Source organism: Niveispirillum irakense DSM 11586, assembly GCF_000429645.1.
Classification (GTDB): domain Bacteria; phylum Pseudomonadota; class Alphaproteobacteria; order Azospirillales; family Azospirillaceae; genus Niveispirillum; species Niveispirillum irakense.
This window is the reverse complement of sequence record NZ_AUCG01000004.1, coordinates 72,835-97,794: the sequence shown is the minus strand read 5'-3', so window position 1 is coordinate 97,794 and position 24,960 is coordinate 72,835. Positions and strand designations below refer to the sequence as shown.

Here is a 24,960-nt window from a genome sequence, read left to right as displayed (position 1 = left end):
TATGTCGTGCTGTCGGTCACCCATTCCGCCCGAGACCAGAGCTATGAGACCGGCGGCGGCAATACAACGCAATACCAGAACAGCTTCACCTGCATCCCGGCATCGACACCCTTCGTGCCTAAACGCGTGACGCCGCGCCCCACCATCCCCGGCATGCAAACCGCCATCGTCGTCGGACCCAAGGGCCAGGACATCCATACCGACGCCTACGGTCGCGTGAAGGTGCAGTTCTACTGGGATCGCCGTGGCACCGCCGACGATCGCTCATCCTGCTGGATCCGCGCCTCCCAAAGCTGGGCCGGACGAGGCTTCGGCGCCCAGACCATCCCGCGTGTCGGCATGGAGGTCGTCGTCGGCTTCATGGAGGGCAATCCCGACCGCCCCGTCATCCTGGGAATGGTCCCAAATTCCGAAACATCCGCCCCCCTTTCCCTACCCGCCCAGAAAACACAGACCGCGTTTCGCACCGTCTCATCCCCAGGCGGAAACGGCTTCAACCTCTTCTCCATGGAAGATAAAGCAGGCGCCGAGGAACTCGCCTTCCATTCCCAAAAAGACCTCTCCATGGTTGTCCAGAACAACCAGTTCATCCAGATCGGCAACGCCGCCGTACAACGCGCCAAAAACCTCCTCGTCCTACAGGTCGGCGAAAGCGCAATTCAGATGACGCCGGATCAGATCATCCTGGTCTCCAACGGCTCCACCATCATCCTCGACAAGACAGGCATCAGCCTGGATGGCGAACTGATCTGGCTGAACACCAAGGACAAAACCCCGCCACCACCCGAGGAGGAGGTGACGGCTTCCGGCGGCGGGGGTGGCAACAGCGCCGATCCCGGTTCCGGCGTGGCCGGCGGCTCCTCCGGTGGCGGGGGTGGTGGCGGGGGTGGTGGTGGCTGGGGCGGTACCGCCACGGCCGAGGGTTCCGCCTGGGCCGCTGACAAGCAGAAAGGCGCCGTCAATGCCAAGGTCATGGGTGCGGAAGGATCGGTCACCGGTACCATCGGGCCGGACAAGGCGACGGTTGATGCCAAGGCTGAGATCGCAGGCGCCCGTATCTCGGCCACCGGCTCCAACAGTGTCGGATCGCTGACCGGCAACCTGGATGTCTATGCCGCCGAAGTCCAGGGCCATGCCGGCATCACCAAGGACGGCTTCGGTGCCGCCGGTGAAGGCAAGGCCGCCATGGCGAGGATGAGCGGCGAAGGCGTCCTGGGTGACCTGAAGACCGGCGGTCTCGGTGGCAAGGTCACGGGCGAAATATTCTCCGCCGATGCCAAGGGCCAGGTCCTATGGGGGGATGACGGCCGATATACCGGCATCGGCCTCGGCGGCAAGGCCGGTGCCCGCGCCGCGGAAGCCCAATTCGAACAGAATCTCACCATCCCCATCGGCAAATTGTGGGGTGTTCCGGACGACTGGACCCTCACCACCCGGACGCAGCAAGGGGTGTCCGCCGGCTCGATCGGTGGCGGCGCGGGGGCGGCCGCCTTCCATGATAGGATGACGGACAGATATCACATGAACCTGTTTGGCGAGGTGGAAACCTTGTTTGGGATAAAAACGGAACTCGATATGAGCGTGGGGCCAGCACCTAAATGACGGATCGCTTGGAGCTTTCGGGGAAGATGGCGCGGCTGGCCGCCCGCCTTCCCCGGCGTGGACGGATGATCCCCGCCTTCCTGCTGCTTATCCTGGCGCTTCTGGGTGTCAGCGGGCTGGGCTGGATGCTGGAGGCCCATGTCGGTGGCTTCATCACCCGGCTGCTGATCACGATCATGGCCTTCATCGGCTTCCTGATCTTCTGTCTGCTTGGTCTGATGCAATGGCGTCCCATCGGTGACAGGCTCGCCACATTGGAAAGGGTCCCCGAAGACCTTCCCGGCATCTGGCGGATGGCTCTTCTGCCTTATGGCCGCAATGATATAGAGACGATGCGGGCCAGGGGCAGGCTGACCGAATTGCTCATCCTGCCCTTCCTCATCATCGTGTTCATCGGCTTCGTTTACCTTGCCATTACCGTCCCACACAAAAGTCACGCGAAGGAAAGCACCATGACCGAGTTGCGCACCAGCATCCAGGCAACCCGGAGTGATATCGAGAAGGATTACATCCGGCAGAGCTTCCCCAGCCCCCACGCCCCGTTCGCCTTCAGCGTGCTGATACCGCGCGATTGGCTGTGGTTCGAGAAGGAGGGACGACCGACTGCGCCCAATGGCAAGCCGCAGCTCCTGATCGCCTATGGCGACAAGACGGATCAGAGCCTGATGGAAGTGCTCGGCTTCGAGGTGGAACGGGAAATGGCCCCGGATGACTGGGTGCGGGAATGGCTGAAGGTCAATAATTACGAGATCCTAGCCGCCCGCGTCGTCCCCGCCGCCAGCGGCCGCAACGCGGACATCAAGGCCCGCAAGATCGTCAACGGGCGCCCGGTGCTGTTCCGGATCCGCACCTTCAAGAACGGCCGGTATATCTACATTCTACACGGCTTCAGCGATGAGGCCCGCTATCCGGAGGTGGAGGAAGCCTTCCTTGTGGCAGCGGAAAGCTTCCAGTTGACCGCCGTGCCGCAGCAGAATTACGCGGAGCCGACGCAGGATCTGCCCCTGAACAAGGTGTTCCAGCTGGGTTTCAAGATGCCTATTTCCTGGATCGCGACCCCCGATACCGGCGTCGATGCTGATAGCCAGTCCTGGACCCTGACCAACAAGCTGGGCGACGCCACGATCGGGATCGTCAATGTCTTTACCGCTCCTCGGGGGCGCTTCAAGGATGAGAACGCCGTGGCCGCGATGTCCGCAAACTGGCTGCGCAATAATGGCGTCGATTTCCATGGCGCCAACCTGAAACCGGTCGATAGCGGCATGCCGGGCGTCTGGATCGCCGTGGAGGAACAGAAGGTGCAGGTCGGCGGCTCACCGGGTCTGGTCAAGCAGACGATTGTGCGCACCGACAAGGGCTGGGCCATATTCACACTGGCCACCAAGACCATCGAACCCGACCCGTATCTGATCACCGCCATCAACCGCCGCGGCTTCGATATCGCGTTCGGCAGCTTCCTGACGGCGATGATGCCCAAGTAATCCGCAGCCGGACGGGCTACCCCTCCCTCCCCTTCATCCTCAAGGAAACACCCCTTTATCACCAACAGCTTCACCGATTGATCGGTCCCGCGCGCCCGTACAGTTCGGGTAAAAATTCAATAGCGGGTAGCGCCCGCGACAGGATTATTGCCATCTATCCGCGCCCCCAACAGAGGCTCCGCGAATGTCGATCTTCGCCAATCTGTTCCAACCCGGTGCCATCGGTTCCAATCTAGGCATCCCTCCCTTCAAGCCGTTGGAGATGATGACGCCGGGCGGCCTAGCCCAGATGGCAGCGAAGGCTCTGCCCGGGCCAGCCGGACAATTGCTCAGCGCCGGTGCCAATCTGGCCCAGACATTGGGTGCCGGGGCCCAGGCACCCGCAGGTGCACTGACCGGCGCCATGGCCAATGCGGCCGGTGCCGCCGCCAGCGGCTTGATCCCCGGTGCTGGTGCCTTGCCGGGTACGTTGGCCAATGCTGCCGCATCCCTAGCGGGCGAGGGAGCGCCCGGTGCGGGGATGGTGTCCTCCCTCGCCCAGGGCCTGCCGGAGAATCTCTCCCAGAGTGCTTTCTCACAGGGCCTCTCCCAGGCTGGCAATGCGCTTGCCGGCGACGCGGCCGCCAAACCGTTGCGCGATGCGGCACAGCTTGCATCCGCCGCACAGAACATGCTGCCCGCTGTCAGCGGTGCCCTTCCCGGTGGCACCAACCCATCCGCTGCCGGTGCCATCGCACAACAGGTGCTGGCCGGTCAGATGCCGAAGGCCGACAGCCTGATCGCCGCCATGCCCGCCACCGGCAGCCAGCCGGTGGATAAGGCAGTCACCGTCGCAAAGGCGTTGAAGCAGCCGCTTTGATACCCATTTCCCACCCGTCAGGATGTCATAAATGCCCCAGACCTGCCGTACCCGCGACTTCTCCTTCCAGGTTCCGGACGATTGGACCGACCGGTCGATGATCGCCTGGGCGGCACCGGCGGATAATAGCGGGCCGGTGGCCCCCAACATCATGATCGCCTATGACCGACCGCACGCGGGCGAGGCGGTGGGCGCCTATGTGAACCGGCAGATGAAAGATCTGTCCGGCAGGGCTCAGGGTTTCCAGCTTGAGCTGCGCCGCGATGTCATGCTGGCCGGCCGGCCGGCCGTGGAGATAGTTTTCAGGTGGAATGCCGGGGCCGGCATCGTCAAGCAGCGCCAGCTTTACAGCCTTCTGGCCGATGGGCGCGTCATCTCCATTGTCAATACCGCCCCGGCCGACCGCTTCCCCGAGGCGGAGAAACAGTTCCTCATCATGCTGAACAGCTTCGCCTGGCCAACGCCTGAAGCGACCGCCTGAGCCCTTCCCCATGATCCCGCCGACAACCCGGAGACGCTGAGCTATGGACGGCGAATTCAACGCCGCCCGCGTGGGCGACCCGATTGAGCATACCAGCGCCATGGCCGGCTTCCTGGTCGGCGCCGCCATCGGGCTGGCCGCCGCCGTTGCCGTGGTCGCGGTGGTGGGCACCGGCGGTGCGGCGCTGGCCGTAGTCGGGGCTGTGGGCGGGGTGATGGCGGCGACCGGGAGTGGCGCCCTGCTGGGCAAGGCGCTGGGTAGCACCTTCACCCATGCGGCCGGTGAGATCGCCCCCGGTTGTTCCGACGACGTCATCATCAATGGCAAGGCAGCGGCACGCGCCATCATCGACAAGGGGAAATGCACCGACCACGGCCCCACACCCCAACGCATCGCCCAGGGCAGCCGCACCGTCATCATCAATGGCAACCCCGCCGCCCGCATCAAGGACAAGCTGGAATGCGATGGGGTAATCGCTGCCGGCTCTCCCGACGTGTTCATCGGGCGGGAGCCGGGCAATTACCTGCCCATCGACAGCGAAGTGCCGGAATGGATGGTGGGCGCGGCGGAATTCCTGATTGCCGCCGGATCGATCATGGGTCTGGGTGCCGGGGCGGGCGCAGCCTTTATCGCGCGGGGACTGTGCGGCCTTGTGCAATTCGGCGGTACCGTTGTGGGGGGTATGGCGGGCGGCATGGCCGGCGGCTATGTCGGCGGCAATGTCGGGGAAGCCGTCGGCGGGGAGCGCGGGCGCATCATCGGCGAGGCGCTGGGCGCCAGCGTCGGCGGCTTCGCCGGCGGCAAGTTCGGCTATCGCAAGACCGCGGGTCATCCCGTTGATGTTGCCACGGGTGAGTTGTTCACCGAGGCGATGGATTTCGAGGTGCAAGGCCCCCTGCCCCTCGGTTGGGCACGGATCTGGATGTCCAGTTCCACCCATAAGGGGGAGTTGGGATCGGGCTGGCACCATCCTTATGACATGGCGCTCTATCGCTGGACAGATGGCGGCGGCTGGGCCGCGCGGCTGGGCGACGGACGCTTGGCCTTCTTCGATGACCCGGCACCGGGCAAGCCCACGCTGAACAGCGTTGAACGGCTGCTGCTGCATACCGACGGGCACCGCTGGTGGCTGGCCGACTATTTCGGCAACAACCATGGCTTCAGCGCACATGATGGTGATAGCGGCCTGCACCATCTGGTGGCGGTGACCGACGCCAATGGTAATCAGATTCAGCTATCGCGCGGGCCCGGCGGACGGCTGCTGGCGATCCGTGACAGCGCTGGCCGTGATTATGCGGTGGAAACGGACGCTGCCGGCCGCATCACCGCCATCGACGCCCCGCATCCGGATGGGCCGGATGAAGAGGGCCGACCCCGGTCGATGCGGCTGGTCACCTACCACTATGACGAAGCCGGCGATCTGGTGAAAGCTGCCGATGCCCGCGGCAATGCCTGGTATTACCGCTACGACAATCACCTGCTGGTGGAAGAGGTGCGCCGCGGCGGGCTTTGCTTCCGGTTCGTCTGGGATGATATCGCCCGCGGACGGGCCTCACGCTGTGTGGAGACCTGGGGGGATAACGGTCTCTATTACGCCCGGCTGCGCTATGACACCGAGGCGAGGACCACCGACGTGGTCACGGGGCGCGGGGCGCGCAGCCTCTATCGCTGGAACCCGGTCGGCCTGATTGAGCAGGAGATCGATCCCCTGGGTGGGGTCACACGCTATGACTACGACCGTGCCGGCCACCTTCTGTCGGTAACGGGGCCGGATGGCACCACCTTGCGCATGACCTATGACGGCTGGGGCCGCCTGGTGGAGCGGGTGGATGCCAGCGGTGCCGCGCTGAAACTCACCTATGGCGTGAAGGTCGGAGACAATCCGGCCCGTCCGGACACTGGCAGCCCCGTCCAGGTGGTGGAGGGCGATGGCGCCACTCACCGCTTCACCTATGATACGCGTGGCAATCTGGCGCAGCATATCGCGCCCTCAGGCAATAGCAGGCAATATCTGCGCGACGGGCGCGGGCTGCCCCTGATCATCCGTGACGCGCTCGGCATCTTGCAGCGCTTTACCTGGTCGGGCAGCGGTGAGCTACTGGCCGAAGCGACGGAGAAAGGCCCTTACCGCCAGTACGAGCATGATGCGCTGGGCCGCGTCATCTCCGCCCAACGCGGTACCGATGCGCCGCTACGTCTCAGCCTGGATGCTAATGGCAACCCGGTCACCGTGCATCGGCCCGACGGTGGCACGGTGGAACTGGAATACGACGCAGAGGATCGTGTCACCCGCCACAGGGATCCGTTGGGGCGGGTAACGCGCTGGCGCTATGACGGGCTGCCTTATCCCCTTGAACGGATCGCCGCCGACGGTTCTGGCTTCCGCTATCATTACGATAGCGAACTGAACCTTACAGGCCTGACCAACGCAAAAGGTGAGCGCTACCGGCTGGACTACGATCCGGTCGGCCGATTGATGACGGAGACCGGCTTCGACGGTCGGCTGATCGAATATCGCCGAGATGCTGGCGGCTACGTGGTGGAGCGCACGGATCAGGGCAGGACCACCCGTTACAGCCGCGACAGGCTGGGCCGGCTGCTGGAGGCCAGTTTCGCCGATGGGCGTTTCCATCGTTACCGGTATGACCCGGTGGGCCGGCTGCTGGCGGCGGAGACGCCGGATCACACAACCCTGTTCGCCTATGACGCCGACGGGCAACTGATGGTGGAGCGCCAGGGGGCGCTGGCCATCCAGCATCAGCATGATGTGCGTGGGCGGCGGATTGCGACGCTGTTGCCGGACGGACGCCGGATCGATCTGACCTGGGGCGAGGATGGGCTGCCTGCCGCCGTCGGTCTGGATGGACGGGATCTGGCGCGTTTCCAGCGCGATGCCGCGGGCCGCGAGATCGGCCGGCAAGCCGGCAGTCTACTGCAACGCCAGGATTTTGACCCGCAGGGCCGCCTGATCCGGCAGGAAGGGGTGCGACGCGGCGGTGCCGTATTGTTCACCCGCGCCTATGGCTATGACGGCGCCGACAGTCTGGTGGCCGTCGAGGATGCCAGGCGTGGGGTTCGCCGCTACCGCTATGATGCCTGCGACCGGCTTCTGGCGGTGGAGGGCACCAACCCGGAAGGCTTTGTCCCCGATCCCGCCGGCAACATACTGGCCTCCGGCCCCGATGCGGCGTTCTGGGGCGGGGAGGCAAAGGGCGACCGGCTGCTGGTGCATGGCGATGCCAAGTTTCAATATGACGCCTGGGGCAACCGGGTGCGGGAATGGCGGGCGGCGGGCGGCGCGGTGGCACTGCGTTACGCCTATGACGCCAACAACAGGATGGTCGCGGCGGAGCGGTCGGATCGACGCGGACGGATATTGTCGCGCTATGGGTATGACGCTTTCGGGCGGCGGCTATGGAAGGAGAGCGCGCACCTGCCGCCGGCAGGCGCCAATGATGACAATGCCCCCTCCCCTGGCACCGGGGAAAAGCCGGCCTGGCGGCGCACAGATTTTCTCTGGGACGGCGATGTCCTGCTGGCCGAAAGCACTCCGCATGCGACGGATCAGCCGAGCGGAGATCCTCTGGCTGTGCTCTATCTGCACGAGCCAGGCAGCTTCCGGCCGCTGGCGCAGCTACGCCGCACGGAGCTCTTACAGCCAGCCCAAGCCTTTCACTACCATCTCGACCATCTGGGCACGCCGCAGGAACTGACCAATGACAATGGTGAACTGGTCTGGTCGGGGGAGTATCGGGCCTGGGGAACGGTGGCAAAATTACACGTGGCGCATGTTGAGAATCCCCTGCGCTTCCAGGGGCAGTACCACGATACCGAAACAGGACTGCACTATAACCGCCACCGGTACTACGCGCCCAATGAAGGCTGCTTCACCACACAAGACCCCATCCGGCTGGTCGGCGGCACCAACCTTGCCGCCTATGCGCCAAACCCGATAAGCTGGGTCGATCCGCTGGGTCTTAGTTGCGATGTGGATGGCAAAGGGGTCGATCCCTATGAGGTCGATACCTATAAGAACCTCCGCAATCGGTCGCTAACCGGCGACAAACTGGACCTTGACCATCAGCCCTCGCATGCATCCAATGTGGCCCGGACAGAAGCAGCATTGGGGCGCCCCTTGACACCTCAAGAGATTATCCAGGTCCGGGATGAGGGAACCGCCGTCGCCGTGCCGCAGGATTGGCATCGCCAGCAAAGCCCCACATTTGGTGGCAGAAATACCCCGGCCCAGATTCAGGGGGATGCGCTTAACCCACAAGGAGCCGCCGTTCGTGATTCCCAAGCGATGATCGATGGTGCAAGTATCGAAAACAAGGCCGCGGCGGAAGCAGCCGCCGCCAAGATCAGAGAACTCTCTGGGGGATTATAGATGTCAACGGATTTCAACTTTAATCGAATGCGAAATCTTCTGCGCAAGAATATAGGGGAACCGGAGATACAGGAACTGGTCCGAAACTCCGACAATGGCGCGACCCATTCGGCCCATGTCGGCTTTGTGCAGTTCCGGGAATATGGGGTTGCCATCATGTTCAAGGAAGCCCCCTGGATTGTGCAATCCTATCCTCCCGGAGGTGAAAATGATCTTTATGTCAATGCTATCCATTTCTATTCCAACGGCTATGAGGCCAATAGCCAGTATCAGGGTGAACTGCCTGAAGGCGTCCGTTTCGGCGATAGCGAGGATGAAGTTGTCAAGAAATTAGGCATGCCCCATGACAAAGGCGGGGGTGGATATATCAAGCTTTTGAAGAAAAATGCGCCTGCATGGATAAAGTATGAAATCGAAGAAGATATTCTGAACATTCAATTCAATGAAAGAAACCAAGTGGATCTCGTGACGGTTTTTACAAAGCCATTAAAATAGAAGTGGACCCAATAAGCTGAAAGTTACCCTCTTCATCACCTGACATGCATCCGATCGAAGTCCTCGTCTCTACAACCGCAGCGTCGGCGCGAAAGTACCGCCGAACCGCCGCTGCCCCTTCCCACCCTTTCGCCATCGCTCGCCAAGCGGTGGCTGGCACGAGGTGATCGACACTCTGCGTGCAGGTACAGCCAAATACTGGCAGAACCTGCCAGCCAAAACACGCCAGCGTTTCATCCGTCACCTGCGGCCCTGGTGGGATGTCCATCGCCATCGGCTGGCCGCCACCATTGCCGGGCGCGTTCAGGAAATGATGGATCAGCAACGCTTGTCCGTGGTGGCGGGACGGATACTTGACCTGGATAGTGACGGGACATCGCCGCTGCTGCGATACCGGCGGCGGGGTCACGCGAATAATGAAACTGCCCATTTCGCTCACGCCATCAACTGCGTCGGACCGGACGGTGATATTGCGCGCACAGGACTTGCTGCTGTGCCGTCTCCTCGATCAGGGGCTGTGTCTGCCCGATCCGTTGCGTCTTGGGCTTGAGACGGATGGTGCAGGCCGACTGCGGGCCGCGGACAGCACAACCTTTCATGGCCTCTACGGGGTCCACCCCATCATAAAGCGAACGTCCTGGCAAACACCGCCGTGCCCGACATTCGCCCGCAGGCAAAGTTACTGACCACAACCATCTCTGAAGAGATCTGCACGCGCTGATGAGCGGCTTTCAATGAGTGACCTGCGTCCCCGCCATCCGTCAGATTTCCATCAGAATCAGGTCAGATCGCCTCCATACAATCCCTCTTTGAAAACCCCTATACTCTCTTCGATTGCATATCTTAAAGACGCCATAAACAGCTGGGATGGATCATGAGCCTCAGCAACGCTTCTTCGGAGCCTGTTTCGCTTCTCGGCACAATGCTGCGTAGAATAGGCAATACACTGGATGACGTGGAAGGCCGGAGCTTCGGCCCACAGACGCATCAGGGGCCGATGGTCATCTCCGGCGACCCGATGGAGGACACGCTCGGCAGCCGGCGCGTTATTGTCAAATCTGTCCGGCATTTGAAGGAGCTGGCCGGAATCCCCGATGAGCATGTCCGCGCGATGAGCGCAGCCGGTGACACCATCCGTTACCCGGCGGCGGCCCCGATCGATGCCAACGCCGCAATCGACCGCGCCCGCGACAGCGGGCAGCCTCTGGGTGACCCAATCCATCCGACCGACCGGGACATGATCGACCTTGCCCTGCATGCCTATGTCATGGGGGACAGCGACAGGGTCAGGCTCCACGAACCGCTGATTGACGCGCTGCGCTTCCCGGCCGAGCTGGTCGTCGCCACCGCGCAGGACATCACCGTCACCGCGGAGAACCCGCTGATCATCGGGCCGAACAGCCCCTATGCGAAAAAGGACCCGACCTTGGGCGCGCTGGCGGCTTTCGGAACCGTGACGGTGAAGTCCGAAGGCGTGATCGAGATTTCCATCCCCATAACCATCACGGCCGACCGGTTCATTTTCGAAGGACCGAAGCCGGGCGTTATCAAGGTGGTTGGCATCGACGGCACCCCCGGCCAGGACGGCGGCCCCGGCCAGGACGGCGCCAAAGGCGCCGACGCGACCGGTGGGCAGAGCTTAAATTTTATGGGGATCCATGAATGTTTCCTTCATCCAACCGACTCCGTCCACGGCAGCGACGGCGGTTCCGGACAGCCCGGCACCTCCGGCGGCAACGGTGACTGCCGAGCGTCGCGGGTGACCGTCGTGGCCGGCGAGTTGAGCGGCAGGATCCTCGTTCAACTCGTCGGCGGAAATGGCGGAATGGGCGGAAAGGGTGGAATGGGCGGAATAGGTGGAATGGGCGGCGCCGGAGCCGTCGTCGATCCCTACTGCTCAGTCATCACAAACCCGGAAACCGGGACAGCTTTTGGCACGACCTTGTGGGCGGGCGCTCCCGGCCGGGGGGGGGGCGGTGGACCGGGCGGAAATGGCGGCAATGCCGCCACGCTGGGTCCGCAGATAACGGTCCTCTACACATCCCTGGCCCCCGACTCCGAATGGACCTTCGATGCAGGAAGATTCGGCTCTCGCGGCACGGGCGGCAGGGGCGGCATGGGCGGCACGAGTGGCGAGATCTACCATATCCACTATCAACCCTGGGTGGACAATTACCCCGGCCAGCAGGGGAGCGATGGCCGCGCCGGCACGGACATGTCCTACGCGCCGATCCTGGTCGTCAGGCCTGCTCCATCGTCCCTCTGATCATAACCGCGGCGGGACGTTGCCGGCCCGCCGCCAACCCCGACCGAACGGGAGCCCCCATATCATGGGCAGCGTTGTCGAACATGCGGCCGAGACCGCCAGGGTTCTCCTCGATCTCGTCGATCTCGCCGCCGGTGATCTCGTCGATGTCTTTCCGCCGTCCGGCCTCAACCTCGTCACCAGTTTTTCGACGGGAAAGGCGGCGGGCGGGGCGCAGGGCATGTTCCTGACCGGGACCATCGCCGGAATCGACACACCGGTGTGCGTGCTGGCGGTGGCGGCGCGATGGCCGCTGTTCCAGAGCTTCTTCGTCCAGGAGTATCTGACCGAAACCTGGAGCACGCCGGCTTCGATCGGGCTGGAAGGAAAAATCGCCGCCGGATACGCGCACATGTTCGACAGCCTGCGCCCCCTGGTGTGGAACGGACTCGCGACGGTGGCGAGGGTTCCCGGCTTCACGGCCTATTATCCGCTGCTGGTGGTTGGCATGGGACCGGGCGGCCCCCTCGCCCAGCTTCTGACGCTGGAGTTGCGGCCCGGTCGCGCCGGACCCGGCGGCGCCGCGCCCGCGACCAGCCCGGCCAGCGCCATCGGCGGCTACAGCTTCTCCACCCCGCCCTTCGGCGACGGCGCGTTCGCGGCCAGCGCCGCCAGGGCCCTGCCGCCCGCCACGGCCGCCCTGTTCCGGTGCAACGCCGAAGGGTTGGATTTCTATCCATCCAGCGCCGGAATGCCGGCGGGCTTCACCTATTCCGGCACCGCCAAACCATGCCAGGGGCGCATTCCGCCCATAGACACGCCTTGGCTAGATCGGACCCCCGCCTTTTACCAGACCGCCTATGGCCAACCGCTGCCAGCACTGCCGGAAAACGGCACCCTCGATGTCACGCCACCGGGGTTCAACCGCGATCTCGCCTACACCCTATCCTGCCTGTGCGCCGACGTCTATGCGCGCCGCCAGCACCCGGAGCTCGGCATCTCCCCCCCTCTGGGCTGCCGCCGGGTCGCCGATGTGCTCGTCGGCGGGGTGCTCTGGGCGACGCTGTACAAAGGGCCGTTCGGTGCCGCGGTCGCCATTCGCGGACCGGTCAGTTGGACGGAGAGCCTCAGCCTCTACGGCAACGGCACCCTGAAGGAATACCTTGGGGCGAGGGAAGCACTCGTGCTGACCGACCTTACCGCGTTTCATGTCAAGTTCCATAAGGCACTCTTGGACACGCTGTCCGACAACGCCACCGTCCTGACCGGCAAGGGCGACGGCAACCTGATCAGCGTTGTCGTCTCGATCCAGCTGGTGTTGGACCCCAAGCACCCCCTCCAGCGGGACGGTGTTTTCAATTTTACATTGACGGGAACCGTTACCCGCCAGGACGACGGAACGGTTGCCGGCGTGCTATCCACTCACTGTACCGGTTATAATATTTTCGAAGACTATGACTCTCACGACACCAACTATACCGTTACCGGCCTCGTCGTCTGCAACTTTACCGGAAAGATTAGCAAATACGGCACCATCGAACGCGATTCCCTAGGACGCGGCAGCGACGTCCAAGGCACTTTTACCGGCGACCTGCTCTATAGGGGCACCGTGCTCCGCACTTTCAACGCCAACGTCTACGGCTTTTTCGACGTTGCAACCTATGTTACCGGCCATGACTATGGCGGGGCCTTGGCGGCACTGTCGGCCGTTAGGCTGAAAGCCCCTGACGTGGAGCACTGCCCGCATTTAATGGCGCTCTACGGGTTCGGCACCGTGCGCTTCTGCGATGAAGCCTACGTCTCCAAGCATTATAACAAGATAGCCGAGTTCAGCTATCAGCTGATCCGCCGCAACGATGTGATCGCCGGCAACGGCGGCCCGCTGGCGATGGCGCCGCTGCCGTCCCTGATCCATCTGTCGGGCGGCATCCTGTCGCCGCTCAACAGCACCACCGGTCACGCGCTGGCGCTCTACGCCTCGCTCCTCAACCCGCAGCTCTCCGGCTCTCCGCAAGCCGTCGCGGAGCAGCCTCGTGACAGGGAGTGACGGCCTTGACGGATGAGAACCCGACTCTGCTGCATCCCGGAAGCATGGCGGCACGCGGCGGCGATATCCCCGGCGTGGAGCCGGACGCGGAAGCAAACGGGGGCCCGACCGATCACGCCAACCTGTTCGTGATCGATGGGGCGGGCATCGACGCGCCCGTGCTTCAGCTCGGCGTGGCGCTGGGGCTGCTGGAACCGGTCGGCTCCGGTGGCGGCTACCGGCTCAACCCAGGCTGGTTCAGCGATCCCGTCACCAAATCGGGTAAGGGGCTGGGCGACCATCCGGCGACGCTGGCTCTGGTGCTGGCGCAACTGATCGGACAGATGTCTGGCGGCTCGCTCGGCATTCCGGTGAAGGAGCCGGGTTCGCTCGGCACCTGGTACCCGATCAACCAGTCGGGAACCGACCGACCGAGCGGCCTCCATCTTGTGACGCGACCGGACCCGTCCGACGCCGGCGCCCCAGGCGAGCCGCCGACGGTCTTCGGCCTTGGCGTGGCGCACACCGCCAGCGTGGAGGCGGAGGCAGGGGAGAGCGGTGTCACGCTGCGGATCTGGGGGCTTATCCCCATCATCCGGCTCGGGAGCGGCGGTGTGTCCGTGGCAGCCGGGCAGGCCGCCCATCCCTTCACCATCGGCTTCGAGGTCACCGGGGAAAACGCCCCGCTGGTCGCGGTCGCTGGCTTCTCGTTCAAGGGGGTCCGGCTGTCGCTCGATCTGGCACCGGCGGCAGACCCGCCGGTGTCGGTGTCGCTGATGGTCGAGCGGATGACGCTGCCGGGCGATCCCGTCGCCAAGGATCGCACACTGGCCGACCTCCGGGCGGTCGGCGGGGCAGAGTTGCTGTCGACCACCGCGACGCTGGCAATCGCGGCGTTAGGCAAGGCGGTCGGCGACCAGCCTTCCCTATCCTGCCTTCTGCCGGCACTGGGACTCGGCACCCGCGTGCCGGGTGTCTCCGGCGTGACCCTGCCGCTGCTGCGTTGGGACCGTTTCGTCGCCCTGGCCGCCTCCGGCGGCGACCCCGCCGGCCCCTTCATCGACTGGTTCACCGCGCTGTCCACTGACGGCAACGTCCTGTCCGGCTGGATGCGGGCGGTTGCCGCTGCGATCGGTGGCCCCACCGGCCCCGCCGCCAACCTCTCCGGCAGCGGGACCCGCGACGCACCCTATGCGGTGGACCTGCTCGCCGTCGATGGTGTCGGCAGTTTGACCCTGACCGCCGGCACACAGGTCGATCCGCAGGGTGTCCGCCATTTCTACCCCGGCCTCGCCTTCGTTTCGACCGGCAAAGCGCTCGGAACGTCGGGCGTGGCCCTGAGCGGACGGGCCGCGCTGGAATTCCTGGATTTCGCGCTGGCCGGCGGGGGCAGTGATGGGGCCGCAGGGCTGTCCGCTGGTCATTTCAAGGCGGGGATCAGGTTGGCCAATGGCACGGAGGGCGAACCGCTGTTCTCCGGGACTGTCGCCGGTGGCGCCTACCGGTTCGGCGCGCTGAGTGGAGGCATGGAGGTGACGACCGGCGCTGGCGGGCCGCTGGTTCGACCGGCCTTCAGGCTGGAGGATGTACAGACCCCCAACGGCCATTACCCGTCGATCGACCTGACCCAGCCGGGCACGCTGGTGGACACTGTCGAGTCCGAGCTGAACAGCGCAATCGGCGGCGCGTTCGGCACGCTTTTCGGGCTGGGCACCGACAGTGCGGCCGGGCCGGCGCTGGCCGCACTCCTCGGCGTCGCCGCACCGACGGTCGACGGCGCGGCATGGCCGACAGCGCTGACGCCGCCCTTCAGCATGGCCGGCCTGATCCAAATGACCCAGGATCCGCTGGCGGCGCTGGGCGGCTACTGGGCAGCGCTGATCCGGGGTGACGTCCTGGTCGGCGGGAAGCCCGCCCTGGTTCACATGCTGCGGGCAATGGGCACAGTGCTGCGGCAGTCGGGCACCGAAACCGGCGACGACGGGAGCGATGGCCAAGTCGGCGGCAGCGGCAGCGCCGCCGACCCGTGGAGAGTGGCGCTCGGTCCGGTCGGCAGTCCGGCGACGCTACTGGCCTATGTGACGGAACCGTCCGCGACCGCTCCAGGCAGGGACTCGACCCGCCGCCTGATCTTGGGGATCGGCGTGGCCACCAGCCTGCCGGTCGGTGGCCATACGCTCGACCTCGCGCTACGGATCGAAGCGCTGGCGCTGGACGCCGGAACCGTGGCCGGTGCCGGGATCGTCGGTGCCCGGATCTTCCCCGGCGTCGGCGTCGTCGCCACCCTTCCCCAGGGAGCGTCCGGGCCGGCGGTGGCCGGTGCGTCGCTGCGCGTATCCGGTGGCGGCCTCTCCCTGTTCTGGAGCCCTTACGACGGATGGCGCTGGTCGATGTCGGCGACCGCCCCCACCCTATTGGTGGACGGCATCGCGCAGTCGGTCGGCACCGACATGACATACACCGATACAACCGGCCTCGCCGATCTGGTGACCCGGCAGGCGGAGACCTTCGGCGCGATCCTGGCCGGCGTGCTCGGCGTTGCCCTCTACCGAGCGGAGCGGCGTGGCGGCCTGGCGCTCGACGGCTGGCTCGGCCTGCTGCCCAATCTTGGCCCCTTCATGCCGGCGGGTATCGACTGGCCAGCCGGCATGCCGGCGCTGCGACCAACCGGCTTCTCAGACCCGATCGGCCAGTTGCGCCACCAGATCCGCAAGCTGCTGGCCGAGGACGCCGGAGCCTGCGCGGCGCTCGGCCTGCTCGGCTGGGCAATCGACGGAACGGCGGCGACGGCGGCCCCCATCGCCGGAACCGGCGGGCCGACCGACCCGTACCTCGTCCCGCTGGGCCTGCCCTGGCCGCTGATGGGCAGCCTCTGGCAGGACGAGAGCCGGACCCTGGTGGTTCCGGGCCTCGTCACCCGCCGCAGCGTCACTGCCGGACGGGTGCGGGCCGACACCACGGTCCAGCTGGAGCCGCTGGCCCTGGGTTGGACGGACGGACGGCCAACCGATGGCGCCGGTGGTCCACCACGGCTGCTGGTCAGGCTGGTGCTGTCGGGGGTCGACGGCCCCCTTGTGCCCTCGGGGCCGTACCCGGTGGCCAGCGTGACACTGGGCCTCACGCTGGCGCTCGACCCGTCCGGAAAGACACCGGCGGCGACGCTCAACCCGGTCCTGTCTGTCGCCAAGCTCCACGAGGCCGCCAACGGCCTTACCGCCGCGCACGTCCTGTCGACCACCACCCCGCTGTCCCAGGCACAGTCGACTCTTCTCCTGCTGATGGTCGATGCCGGCCTCACCGTCGTGGCGACGGCCTTCAAGCACAATGACAGCTTCCAGCTGATCTACCGCGTCCTGACCGACCTGGGGCTGGCGGTGCCGGCGACCCACGGCCTCTACGGCATTGACCCTGCCGGCTGGCAGGCGCTGATCGCCTCGCCGCAGACCTTCCTCGCCAAGCAGCTCAAGACCCTGCTCGCCGCCCCGGGGGCGCGGCAATCCCTTTTCCTGGCAGTCGGCAAAGCGCTCGGCTTCACGCTGCCGCTCATGCCAAGGCCCTTGCTGGCGCTGCTCGCCGGTCTCGGCCTCGTCACCGATGCCGCCCACGGATATGCCGCCGATCCACAGGCGATCGTCGCCGTCGCCCGCGACCCCGCCGGCCAGCTCCACGCACGGCTGGTCGCCCTGTTCGCCAACGCGGATGCCCGGTCGGCGGTGGTGGCGGAGATGGCCAAGGGGCTGGAAACCGTCGCCATCGGCCCGTTTACGCTTTCCATGGCCAACGGTCGCACGCTGACACTGACCCTGCCACGCGGCGGCCTGACGGTCGGGGCCTTCCTCGATCCGTCGCTGATGGCGCAGGTCGATCTCCAGACGGGAACCCTGACCGCAACCCTCGACCTCTACGTGCCGGATGCCGGATTCAGCGTCATGACGACGCTTTCCTGCAACGCCACCGGCACAGCCCCACCGCAGGTCGCCGTATCCCTGACGTGGGGTGACGGCAGCGTTCCGCAGCCGGCCCCCATTGACCTATGGCCGTTCGATTCCGACATCTTCCTCACCCGGCTCGCCGCTCTCGCGCCGGCTTATGCCTTGGGCACCTTCGTCACCGGAGTGGTGGACGAGGTGCTGCTCGCACGCCAGCCGCTGGCGCGCTGCCTGTTCCAGGCCTTCGGGTTGGCCGCCGCCGACCCCGACACCGGACGGTGGCGGATGGCGTCACCGCTCGGCCTGTTCGAGGATCCGGTGGGCTGGCTGCTGTCCGGCGCCGTGGTGGGCCGCGACGGCAGGCTGGATATTGAGCGGCTCCGTACGGTGCTGACCGGGCTACCGACCGGCACCGCCGCCGGCTTGACATTGGGACCAGCCACCGATGGCGTTGTCCTGTCCGGTCTTCCCTATGGCCTTCAGGTGACCGCCACCGCCGACCCGGCGAGCGGCCTGTTCACGCTGGCCCCGGCGCTTGCCCGACCTCAGGATTTGGCGGCTGGCGTCCGGTTGACCGGCATGGCCTTCGGCCTGACCGTGACCGCCGACCACCAGCCGAACCTCGATGGCCACGTCCGGCTGACCGCAGCGATTCCCGGCCTCGAAGCACCGCTGTTCCTGGAAGGCGGCGGCGGTTCCGGGTTCCACCTGACCATCGGTGAGGAAGGGAAGGGAAGACCGATCCTTGACCTCGTGCCCTTCGGCGGCTGGAAGAGCTTCCTGCCAGCGGTCGCCGCGCAGGTCGCGCAATCCCTGCTCACGACCCTGAGCGGGACGCTGTTGGACGGGCTGGAGGCGAAGGGCGACGCCGCGCTGGCCGGATTCGTGTCGGGCCTGCGCGCCGCCGCCACCGCGCTGGAGGTGGACACGTTGATCCAGGCGCTGATCGCGGCCCAGGAAACGGGGAGCGGACCCACGGGGGGGGCGCTGGAGACCGCAGCGCTCGACTGGCTGCGCGCCCGGCTGGCGCCGGCAAACGCCACGGCCACCGCGGCCGCGGTCAGCGGCCTGCTCCGCCCGGCACTGGACGGGGTGTCGAGCGCCGAGGGCTTGGTCACTTACGCACCGGCGCCGAACCGGCTCCCCCTAACCATTCTGGCGGGTGCGCGGAGCGGGGGAAGCGAAACCGACAGGCTGGTGGGCATCTGGGCGACCTTGTCGCTGACCACCGCCGGCAACGTCGTCGTCACCCTGACGCCGACCGGCCTGGGCATTCCGCTTGCCGGGGCGGCGACGCCGCGCTTTTCCTTCGGGCTGACCGCAAGGACGATGATCGCGCACGACCAGGGACCGGGGCTGACGGTCGGTTACGACAGCGGTCGCGGCGGTCTTGCTGTCTGGGTTGATCCGATGATGACCGGCGGCGCACCAAGCGCCGTGGCGGTCGAGCTGCTGCCGCGGGTTTTCGGCATCACCCCTGGCGACGGTGGTGGCGACCGGCTGGAGGAGGCGCTGGCCGGCTGGTTACTGGACGTGATGACCACCGTGCTGCCGCGCTACGTTTCGGAGATCGTGCTCAACACGCAGGCGGTCGGGCGCTGGCTCGACGCCCCGATCTCCGCCACATTGCCCTTCACGCCCGGCGGAGTGCTGACCAACGCCCGGCTGCTGACCGAGGAGAGCGGACGATACGGACTTGACACGCCGGACGCGCTGCGGGCGCTCGGCGTCTCCGGCTTCCTCGCCGGGTTCCTGTCCACGCTCGCCAAGACCCCGGTCCAGGTGCTGGGCTTCGATGACGGCGGCGGCATCTGGCTGGAACCCGGTCCCGGTCTTGGTGAATACGGGATCCGCTTCGCCGCCACCGGCCTGTCGCTCAAGCAGACCCCCAACCTTCTGTTCCATCTCGGCGCCATGGACACCGATTGGATCACGCTCGCCGGCGCCGACCCGGCGGAGGCCAAGCCGGGGATTGCCGTCTATGTGCCGGTCCGGGACGGAACCCCCGACTTCGGCGCCGTCACGCTGCGGCTCGTCAACATCGGCGTGGATTTTCAGGGCAAGGCCGGTCGACCGCTCGTCGATCTCGGTCGCTTCCAACTGGGTGCGATCAGGCCGCGCGGCCTGCTGGCCTTCGACTTCGCGCAGGACGCCCCGATCAGCCGCTATGGTGGCGGGGTGGACGCCGTGAACCTTGCCATCCCGCTCGCCCCGGACAGCGTGACCGGCGGCCCCCGCACCAATGCGGTGGCGCAGAATCTGCTGGGATCCGGCGGCAGCGGTACCCAGGCCAACCCGGTCGCCAATCCGGGCTTCTCCCTGCGGGCGGGATGGGTGTCCGGCTGCGGGCTGGGGGTCGATCTTCACGACGGCAACAGCAGCGGCGGAAGCCGCATCTGGATTCCGGTGCAGCGCAGCTTCGGCCCCCTGCATACCGACAGGATCGGCATGGGCTGGGACAACCCGACGCGCGTCGCCAGCGTCCTGTTCGACGGCAGCCTCAACCTGTCGAGCCTGTCGGTGGAGCTGATGGACCTGTCGGTCAGCGTCGACGTCACCCGGATCACCGACTACAGCCAGTACAGTCTTGATCTGTCCGGCCTGTCGGTCAAGTTTTCCAGCGGATCGGTGGAACTCTCCGGCGGCCTCTATAAGCAGAGCGACCCGCTGCGCTACGACGGCCAGATCATGGTCAAGACCGGCACCTTTACGCTCTGCGCGCTAGGCTCCTTCGCGCTGATGCCGGTCGATGCCTCCGACCCTTCACGCGGCGACGCGGTGTCCTTCTTCGTCTTCCTCAACCTCAACAGCCCGCTCGGTGGAACGCCGGCTTTTTTCGTCAACGGGTTGGCCGGCGGTTTCGCGATCAACCGCGACATCGTCGTACCGAGCGCAGCCGACGTCCTGTCCTTCCCGCTCGTCCAGGGCGCCCGGTCATCCGCCGTCTTCGGCGCCGACCCGACCCCGGCCTCGGCGCTGGGCCTGCTGTCCCAGGTGGTGCGCCCCGACGTCGGCACCTATTGGGGAGCGGCCGGCCTGCGGTTCTCCAGCTTCGAAATCTTCGACGTCTTCGCGCTCCTGTTGTTGAAGTTCGGTCGCGACACCGAGATCGACCTGATCGGCGTCGCCACCGCCACACTGCCCCCGCAGCTTCCGCCCTCAGAGGCTCTGGCATATGTAGAGCTGTCGCTGGTCGCGTCCTTCAAGCTGGCTGAAGGTGAGATCTCCGTCACCGCCCAGCTCAGCCCCTCGTCCTTCTTGCTGGCGCGGGACTGCAGGTTGACCGGCGGTTTCGCCCTCCGGTTCTGGTTTGGCGACAACCCGCATTCCGGCGACTTCGTCGTCACCCTTGGCGGCTACCACCCGGCGTTCCAGCCGCCGGCCCACTACCCGAAGGTGCCGCGCCTGGGGTTCCGCTGGCCGGTCCTGGACTCCTCAATCGCGTCTTTGGGGATCAACGGCGGCTCCTACTTCGCGCTGACCCCGTCCATGATCATGGCCGGCGCCTCGCTCAAGGCGATGTTCACCTGCGGCCCGCTCAAGGCCTGGTTCAACGCGGGGGCCGACTTCCTGATCGCCTGGCAGCCGTTCCATTTCATGGCGGACGTCCATGTCACGGTGGGCGTGTCCTTCGGTTTCGAAGTCCTCGGGATCAGCATCACGGTTTCCGCCGAGCTCGGCGCCGGGCTGGTGTTGTGGGGTCCGCCCTTCGCCGGGCGCGTGGATATCGACTGGTATGTCATCTCCTTCTCCATCCCGTTCGGCGCCACCGACCGGAAGGACTCCGCCACTCGACCGCTGAGCTGGGAGGAGTTCCAGCAGCGCATGCTGCCCCAACCGATCGCCGGCGTGACGGCCAACACCGTGGCGGGTGGAAACGATGCCGTACAGGCGGTGGTCACGCTCCAGGTCGCCGACGGCCTGCTTGACAATGGCAGCGAATTCGGGCCGGCAGTCCGCCCGACCCCCTTCACGCTGGGCGTCCGCTCGGCCATCCCGGCGTCAACCATCGGCATGGCCGGCATCGACTTCACCGCCACGAGTCCGGAATTCGGCATCCGCCCCATGAATCTGCCGGATGTCACCACCGCCATCCAGGTCACGCTGGAGGTTGAGGACGACCGTGGCGTCTGGTCCACGGTGCCGGTCGACCGCCCCGGCGTCACCGTGACGGCCGAGCGCGGCGGAGCGGCGGCGGCGATGTGGTCGCCGCAGAGCTTCGACCCCAAAGGAAAACCGTCAGCCGGCTTCATCGCCGACGCCGTGTTTGGTTTGTCCTTCGGTGCCAGCTCCGACCATCTGGTGAATGCGCTGAAGCCGATGGACCTGCTGGGCTCCTTCGGCCACGAGCAGGCCAGAGCCCTGCCGCTGCCCTTCGCCCGCACGCCGAGCCCCGTCGTTCCGGCGGCGCTGCCGCAAACCGGACGGTTTGCCACGCTGATGGCGACGGTGATGGCGGACGGCCCGGCCACGCTGCGCGCGGCCATCCTGCAGCAGCTCGAACACCATGCGGTGGCCGTGATCCGCGACCAGGATCTGGCGGTGCTGGCCCGCTTCGCCGACCGACTGTTCCGGGCGGCCCCAAGCTTGGCTGCGCTCGGTGGCGACCTCGCAACCTCCGCAAGGCCGGCACCCATCAGTCGGAGGGTGTCGGCGGTGGCGCTGCCACCGATCGCGGCAGCGCCGGTGCGGTCGCCGAGCCTGCTGGGGACCACCCAGGCCTATGCCCTGCCCGGCCCGGCGCCGGTGTTACGGGCGTCGGGCCGGTCCACCCCAAACGGCGGGGATGCCGAAAGCCGCTCCATTCTGCTGCCGCACCCGCGCGTTTCGGCCCGCTGGAGCGACAGCGGGCAGCGGATTACCAGCGGCGGTCCGTTGCCGACCGCCTTAGCAGCCGACGAGGATGGCGCGGTGTCGCTTCCCATGCGGCCGGGAGTGGTCGCAGTGCTCGACGCCGGCAGCGGACCCGGCACCCCCCGGCTGGAGATCGCCACTCCCAGCCCTGCGGGCACGAGGGTCCGGATCTACGCCTTCGACCGGATCGGTCGTCTTCTGTCAGCGGATGCAGAAGGCGGAACGCTGCCAGAGGCGACGCAACGGATCGCCCTGCTCGGACATGCGGCGCCGGTGGAGGATGACGGGCCCGCGTTCGGCGGCGGTGCCACCGGCTGGAACCTCCGGTCGATCCTGTTCCAGGTCGGTCCCTACACGCTGCTTGGCGGCGGATGCACGGTGCGGCCCCAGGCCCGGTCGCTGATGCGTCATCGCCAGGGCGAGGTGAAGCGCGGGCCGGTCGATGGCGCGACCCTGCTCAGCAGCAACAGGATTCAGAGCGGCGACGATGCCACCGCGCCAGGCTGGGTGGAGACGGTCTTCGAGGGGCCAGTGGGCACCGTCGCCGTGGTGCTTGCGGCCCTGGACGCTGAGCCCAGGGCCGCGGAAGCCGAAGTCCAACTGGCGGCCACCGGATCGCCCTGGACGGTCTGCTACGACGGGCTGGCGACGCCGACCCGCCGGCTCACCGCTGTGGACGGCACCATCCTGCTGTTCGACGCCGCCGCCCTGGCCCCGGCCGCCGCTGGTGAATGCCATGCGGTGCTGGTCCGCGGTGTCGAGGGTCTGGCAGGGGTCTACGGCTTTCCCACGGCGCCCAAAGCGGTGGCCGAGGGGTGGGCCGACCACCGCCTGCCAACGCTGGGCCGGGCGGTAACGCCGCTGCCGACGCGCGGTCGGCGGTCCGGGATACCCGTCGACCGGACACCGGCGGTCACCGTTCGGTTGTCGCGGCAATCAGAAGCGTCAGAACGGAGATAGGAGACCATCGGGACATGTCGAACGCGATTGCGCTGGCCGCCGACGGCGAGACGTTGCAACCAGGACAAATCCGGTTCTATCAAGCGTCCCTGCCGCCATTGCCGGCCGGCACTTACCGGCTGTCGGCAACCCAGACGGTGGGAGGCATCAAGGGGCGTGACACGGACCCAGCCTACCAGGCCGCGATGCCATTTCAGATCCGGGGAACGCGCTTTACCCTGGCACCCGACGATCTCCAGATGGTGACGCCGCCAGCTGATCAGGCCGGCGCCTGGGAAAACACGCTACCCAACGTGGTGCTACGCCGCCCCACCCTGCCATGGGAGCGCACGATAGATGGCAGCGTACCCGCGGCCGACAGGCCGTCGACGCCGTGGATCGGGCTTATCGGCCTGACCGCCGAGGAGCTTGGCCTAGAAGGCGGCGACAAGGGAGCCAGCGCGGCCAACATCCCACCGCCAGTGCGCACCGGCACGGTCGCCGAACTGGTGCGGCCTGGCGACCCGACGGTGCTGGGACCAGCCCTGACCGGCGTGTCTGCGGCGGACGGGGCGGAGCCGGTTCTGCTGCTGGACATTGACGTGGCGCTCTTCCAGGCGGTCGCGCCGGCCCTGGCGGATCTGCCCTGGCTCGCCCATGTCCGCGAGGTCAACACCGACCGGAAGGAAATCCTGGGCTTGACCGAAGACGGCATCTTTTCGGTCGTGGTCGGCAACCGGACGATCCGGGCGGGAACAGTTAATTACCTGTTCCTGGTGTCGCTGGAAGGGCACCAGGAACATCTGGCCGGCGCAACGATTCCTTCTCGCCACAAAACGATCCGGCTGGCCTCGCTGGCTTGGTGGAAGGTGCGGGCGGACGCCGCAAAAGGCGATTTCATAGAGATCATGCAGGCCCTTCCCGACAATGGCGGCATCGACCTTCTACGGTTGCCGCATGGCCCGATCGCCATCTCGCCCGGAGACCACAGCGACCCGGTCGCCGTTGCGGCGATGGGCCTCGACATGGGGTATGTCCCGCTCACCTACCGGATGCGGGTGGGTGAGCGAACCACCGCCTGGTATCGGGGGCCGGCGAGTGCCGTGCCGACCACGCCGGACGGACTCGGCCCTTTCGCCTTCAGCGATCAGGCGATCCGCTACGACCCGGCCACCGCCCTGTTCGACGTGTCGCAGGCCGCCGCCTGGCAGATCGGTCGACTGTTGGCCCTGTCCGACGCCACCTTCGCACGGCAGATGTTCGAGTGGCGCAAGTCCCATCACGCCGCAGTTGCTGCGAACGTCGACCTTGACGCGCTGATGAACGCCCTGCCGCCCGCCGCCCGCGCGGTCCGAAACCGTCCCGCAGGCACGGCGCGGGGCAGCGGGACGCTGGCGCTTTCGCGCCTCGCCGCGACGACCGCGCTAGCAGATGCGTTCGCCGGGCTGGCCGTCGATCCGCCATCGGTTCCCGCCACCGACAGGGCGCAGGTGCCGCCGGGCACCATCCCCCGCCGGATCCGGCGGGAGGACCGGCTACCGGACACTGCCAACGGCGCCAATGTCGGCGGTGCCATCACCCGCATCGCCACCATGGTCGGCCAGGACCCGCTGGAAACACTGCTCGACCACATCTTCGGCCTGGCCGACATCACGGAGTGAC

The 24,960-nt window shown here is 66.4% G+C and carries 11 protein-coding genes; 10 read left to right on the top strand and 1 reads right to left on the bottom strand.

Going from position 1 to position 24,960, the window contains the following annotated elements:
* The 6 genes from tssI to G473_RS0102410 form a co-directional block, all read left to right on the top strand.
* Positions 1-1,602 (top strand): type VI secretion system tip protein TssI/VgrG (tssI, locus tag G473_RS28895; RefSeq protein WP_154667225.1); only part of this gene is annotated, 1,602 nt, incomplete at its 5' end.
* Positions 1,599-3,083: a hypothetical protein gene (locus G473_RS0102430; RefSeq protein ID WP_029011795.1), complete on the top strand. Its 1,485-nt coding sequence runs from the start codon at positions 1,599-1,601 to the stop codon at positions 3,081-3,083. The genes tssI and G473_RS0102430, both read left to right, overlap by 4 nt.
* Positions 3,084-3,267: 184 nt before the next feature.
* Positions 3,268-3,942: a hypothetical protein gene (locus G473_RS0102425; protein WP_029011794.1), complete on the top strand. Its 675-nt coding sequence runs from the start codon at positions 3,268-3,270 to the stop codon at positions 3,940-3,942.
* A 31-nt stretch (positions 3,943-3,973) separates the two neighbouring features.
* Complete coding sequence (locus G473_RS0102420; RefSeq protein ID WP_029011793.1) at positions 3,974-4,423, top strand: DcrB-related protein; 450 nt, start codon at positions 3,974-3,976, stop codon at positions 4,421-4,423.
* Positions 4,424-4,466: 43 nt separating this feature from the next.
* The gene (locus G473_RS28890; RefSeq protein WP_029011792.1) at positions 4,467-8,810 is read left to right on the top strand and encodes an RHS repeat-associated core domain-containing protein; all 4,344 of its coding nucleotides are present in this window, start codon (positions 4,467-4,469) and stop codon (positions 8,808-8,810) included.
* Positions 8,811-9,305, top strand: a complete 495-nt coding sequence (locus tag G473_RS0102410; RefSeq protein WP_154667224.1) for a hypothetical protein — start codon at positions 8,811-8,813, stop codon at positions 9,303-9,305. It begins immediately after the preceding gene.
* Here G473_RS0102410 and G473_RS30160 read toward each other — a convergent pair.
* Positions 9,286-9,735 (bottom strand): hypothetical protein, encoded by a 450-nt coding sequence (locus tag G473_RS30160; protein ID WP_154667223.1) that lies wholly within the window; start codon positions 9,733-9,735, stop codon positions 9,286-9,288. The two genes, G473_RS0102410 and G473_RS30160, sit on opposite strands and share 20 nt — an antisense overlap.
* 444 nt (positions 9,736-10,179) lie before the next feature.
* Here G473_RS30160 and G473_RS31075 point away from each other — a divergent pair, with 444 nt between their 5' ends.
* The 4 genes from G473_RS31075 to G473_RS30155 all read left to right on the top strand — a co-directional run bounded on the left by G473_RS31075 (position 10,180) and on the right by G473_RS30155 (position 24,959).
* The gene (locus G473_RS31075; protein WP_029011790.1) at positions 10,180-11,571 is read left to right on the top strand and encodes a hypothetical protein; all 1,392 of its coding nucleotides are present in this window, start codon (positions 10,180-10,182) and stop codon (positions 11,569-11,571) included.
* 64 nt (positions 11,572-11,635) lie between these two features.
* Entirely contained in the window at positions 11,636-13,597 is a 1,962-nt protein-coding gene (locus tag G473_RS0102400; protein ID WP_029011789.1) for a lipase family protein, read from the top strand.
* 5 nt (positions 13,598-13,602) lie between these two features.
* Complete coding sequence (locus G473_RS0102395; RefSeq protein ID WP_154667222.1) at positions 13,603-23,319, top strand: DUF6603 domain-containing protein; 9,717 nt, start codon at positions 13,603-13,605, stop codon at positions 23,317-23,319.
* Between the two features lie 14 nt (positions 23,320-23,333).
* On the top strand, positions 23,334-24,959 hold the full coding sequence (locus tag G473_RS30155) for a hypothetical protein (protein WP_029011787.1): 1,626 nt from the start codon (positions 23,334-23,336) through the stop codon (positions 24,957-24,959).
* Position 24,960 lies beyond the last annotated feature (1 nt).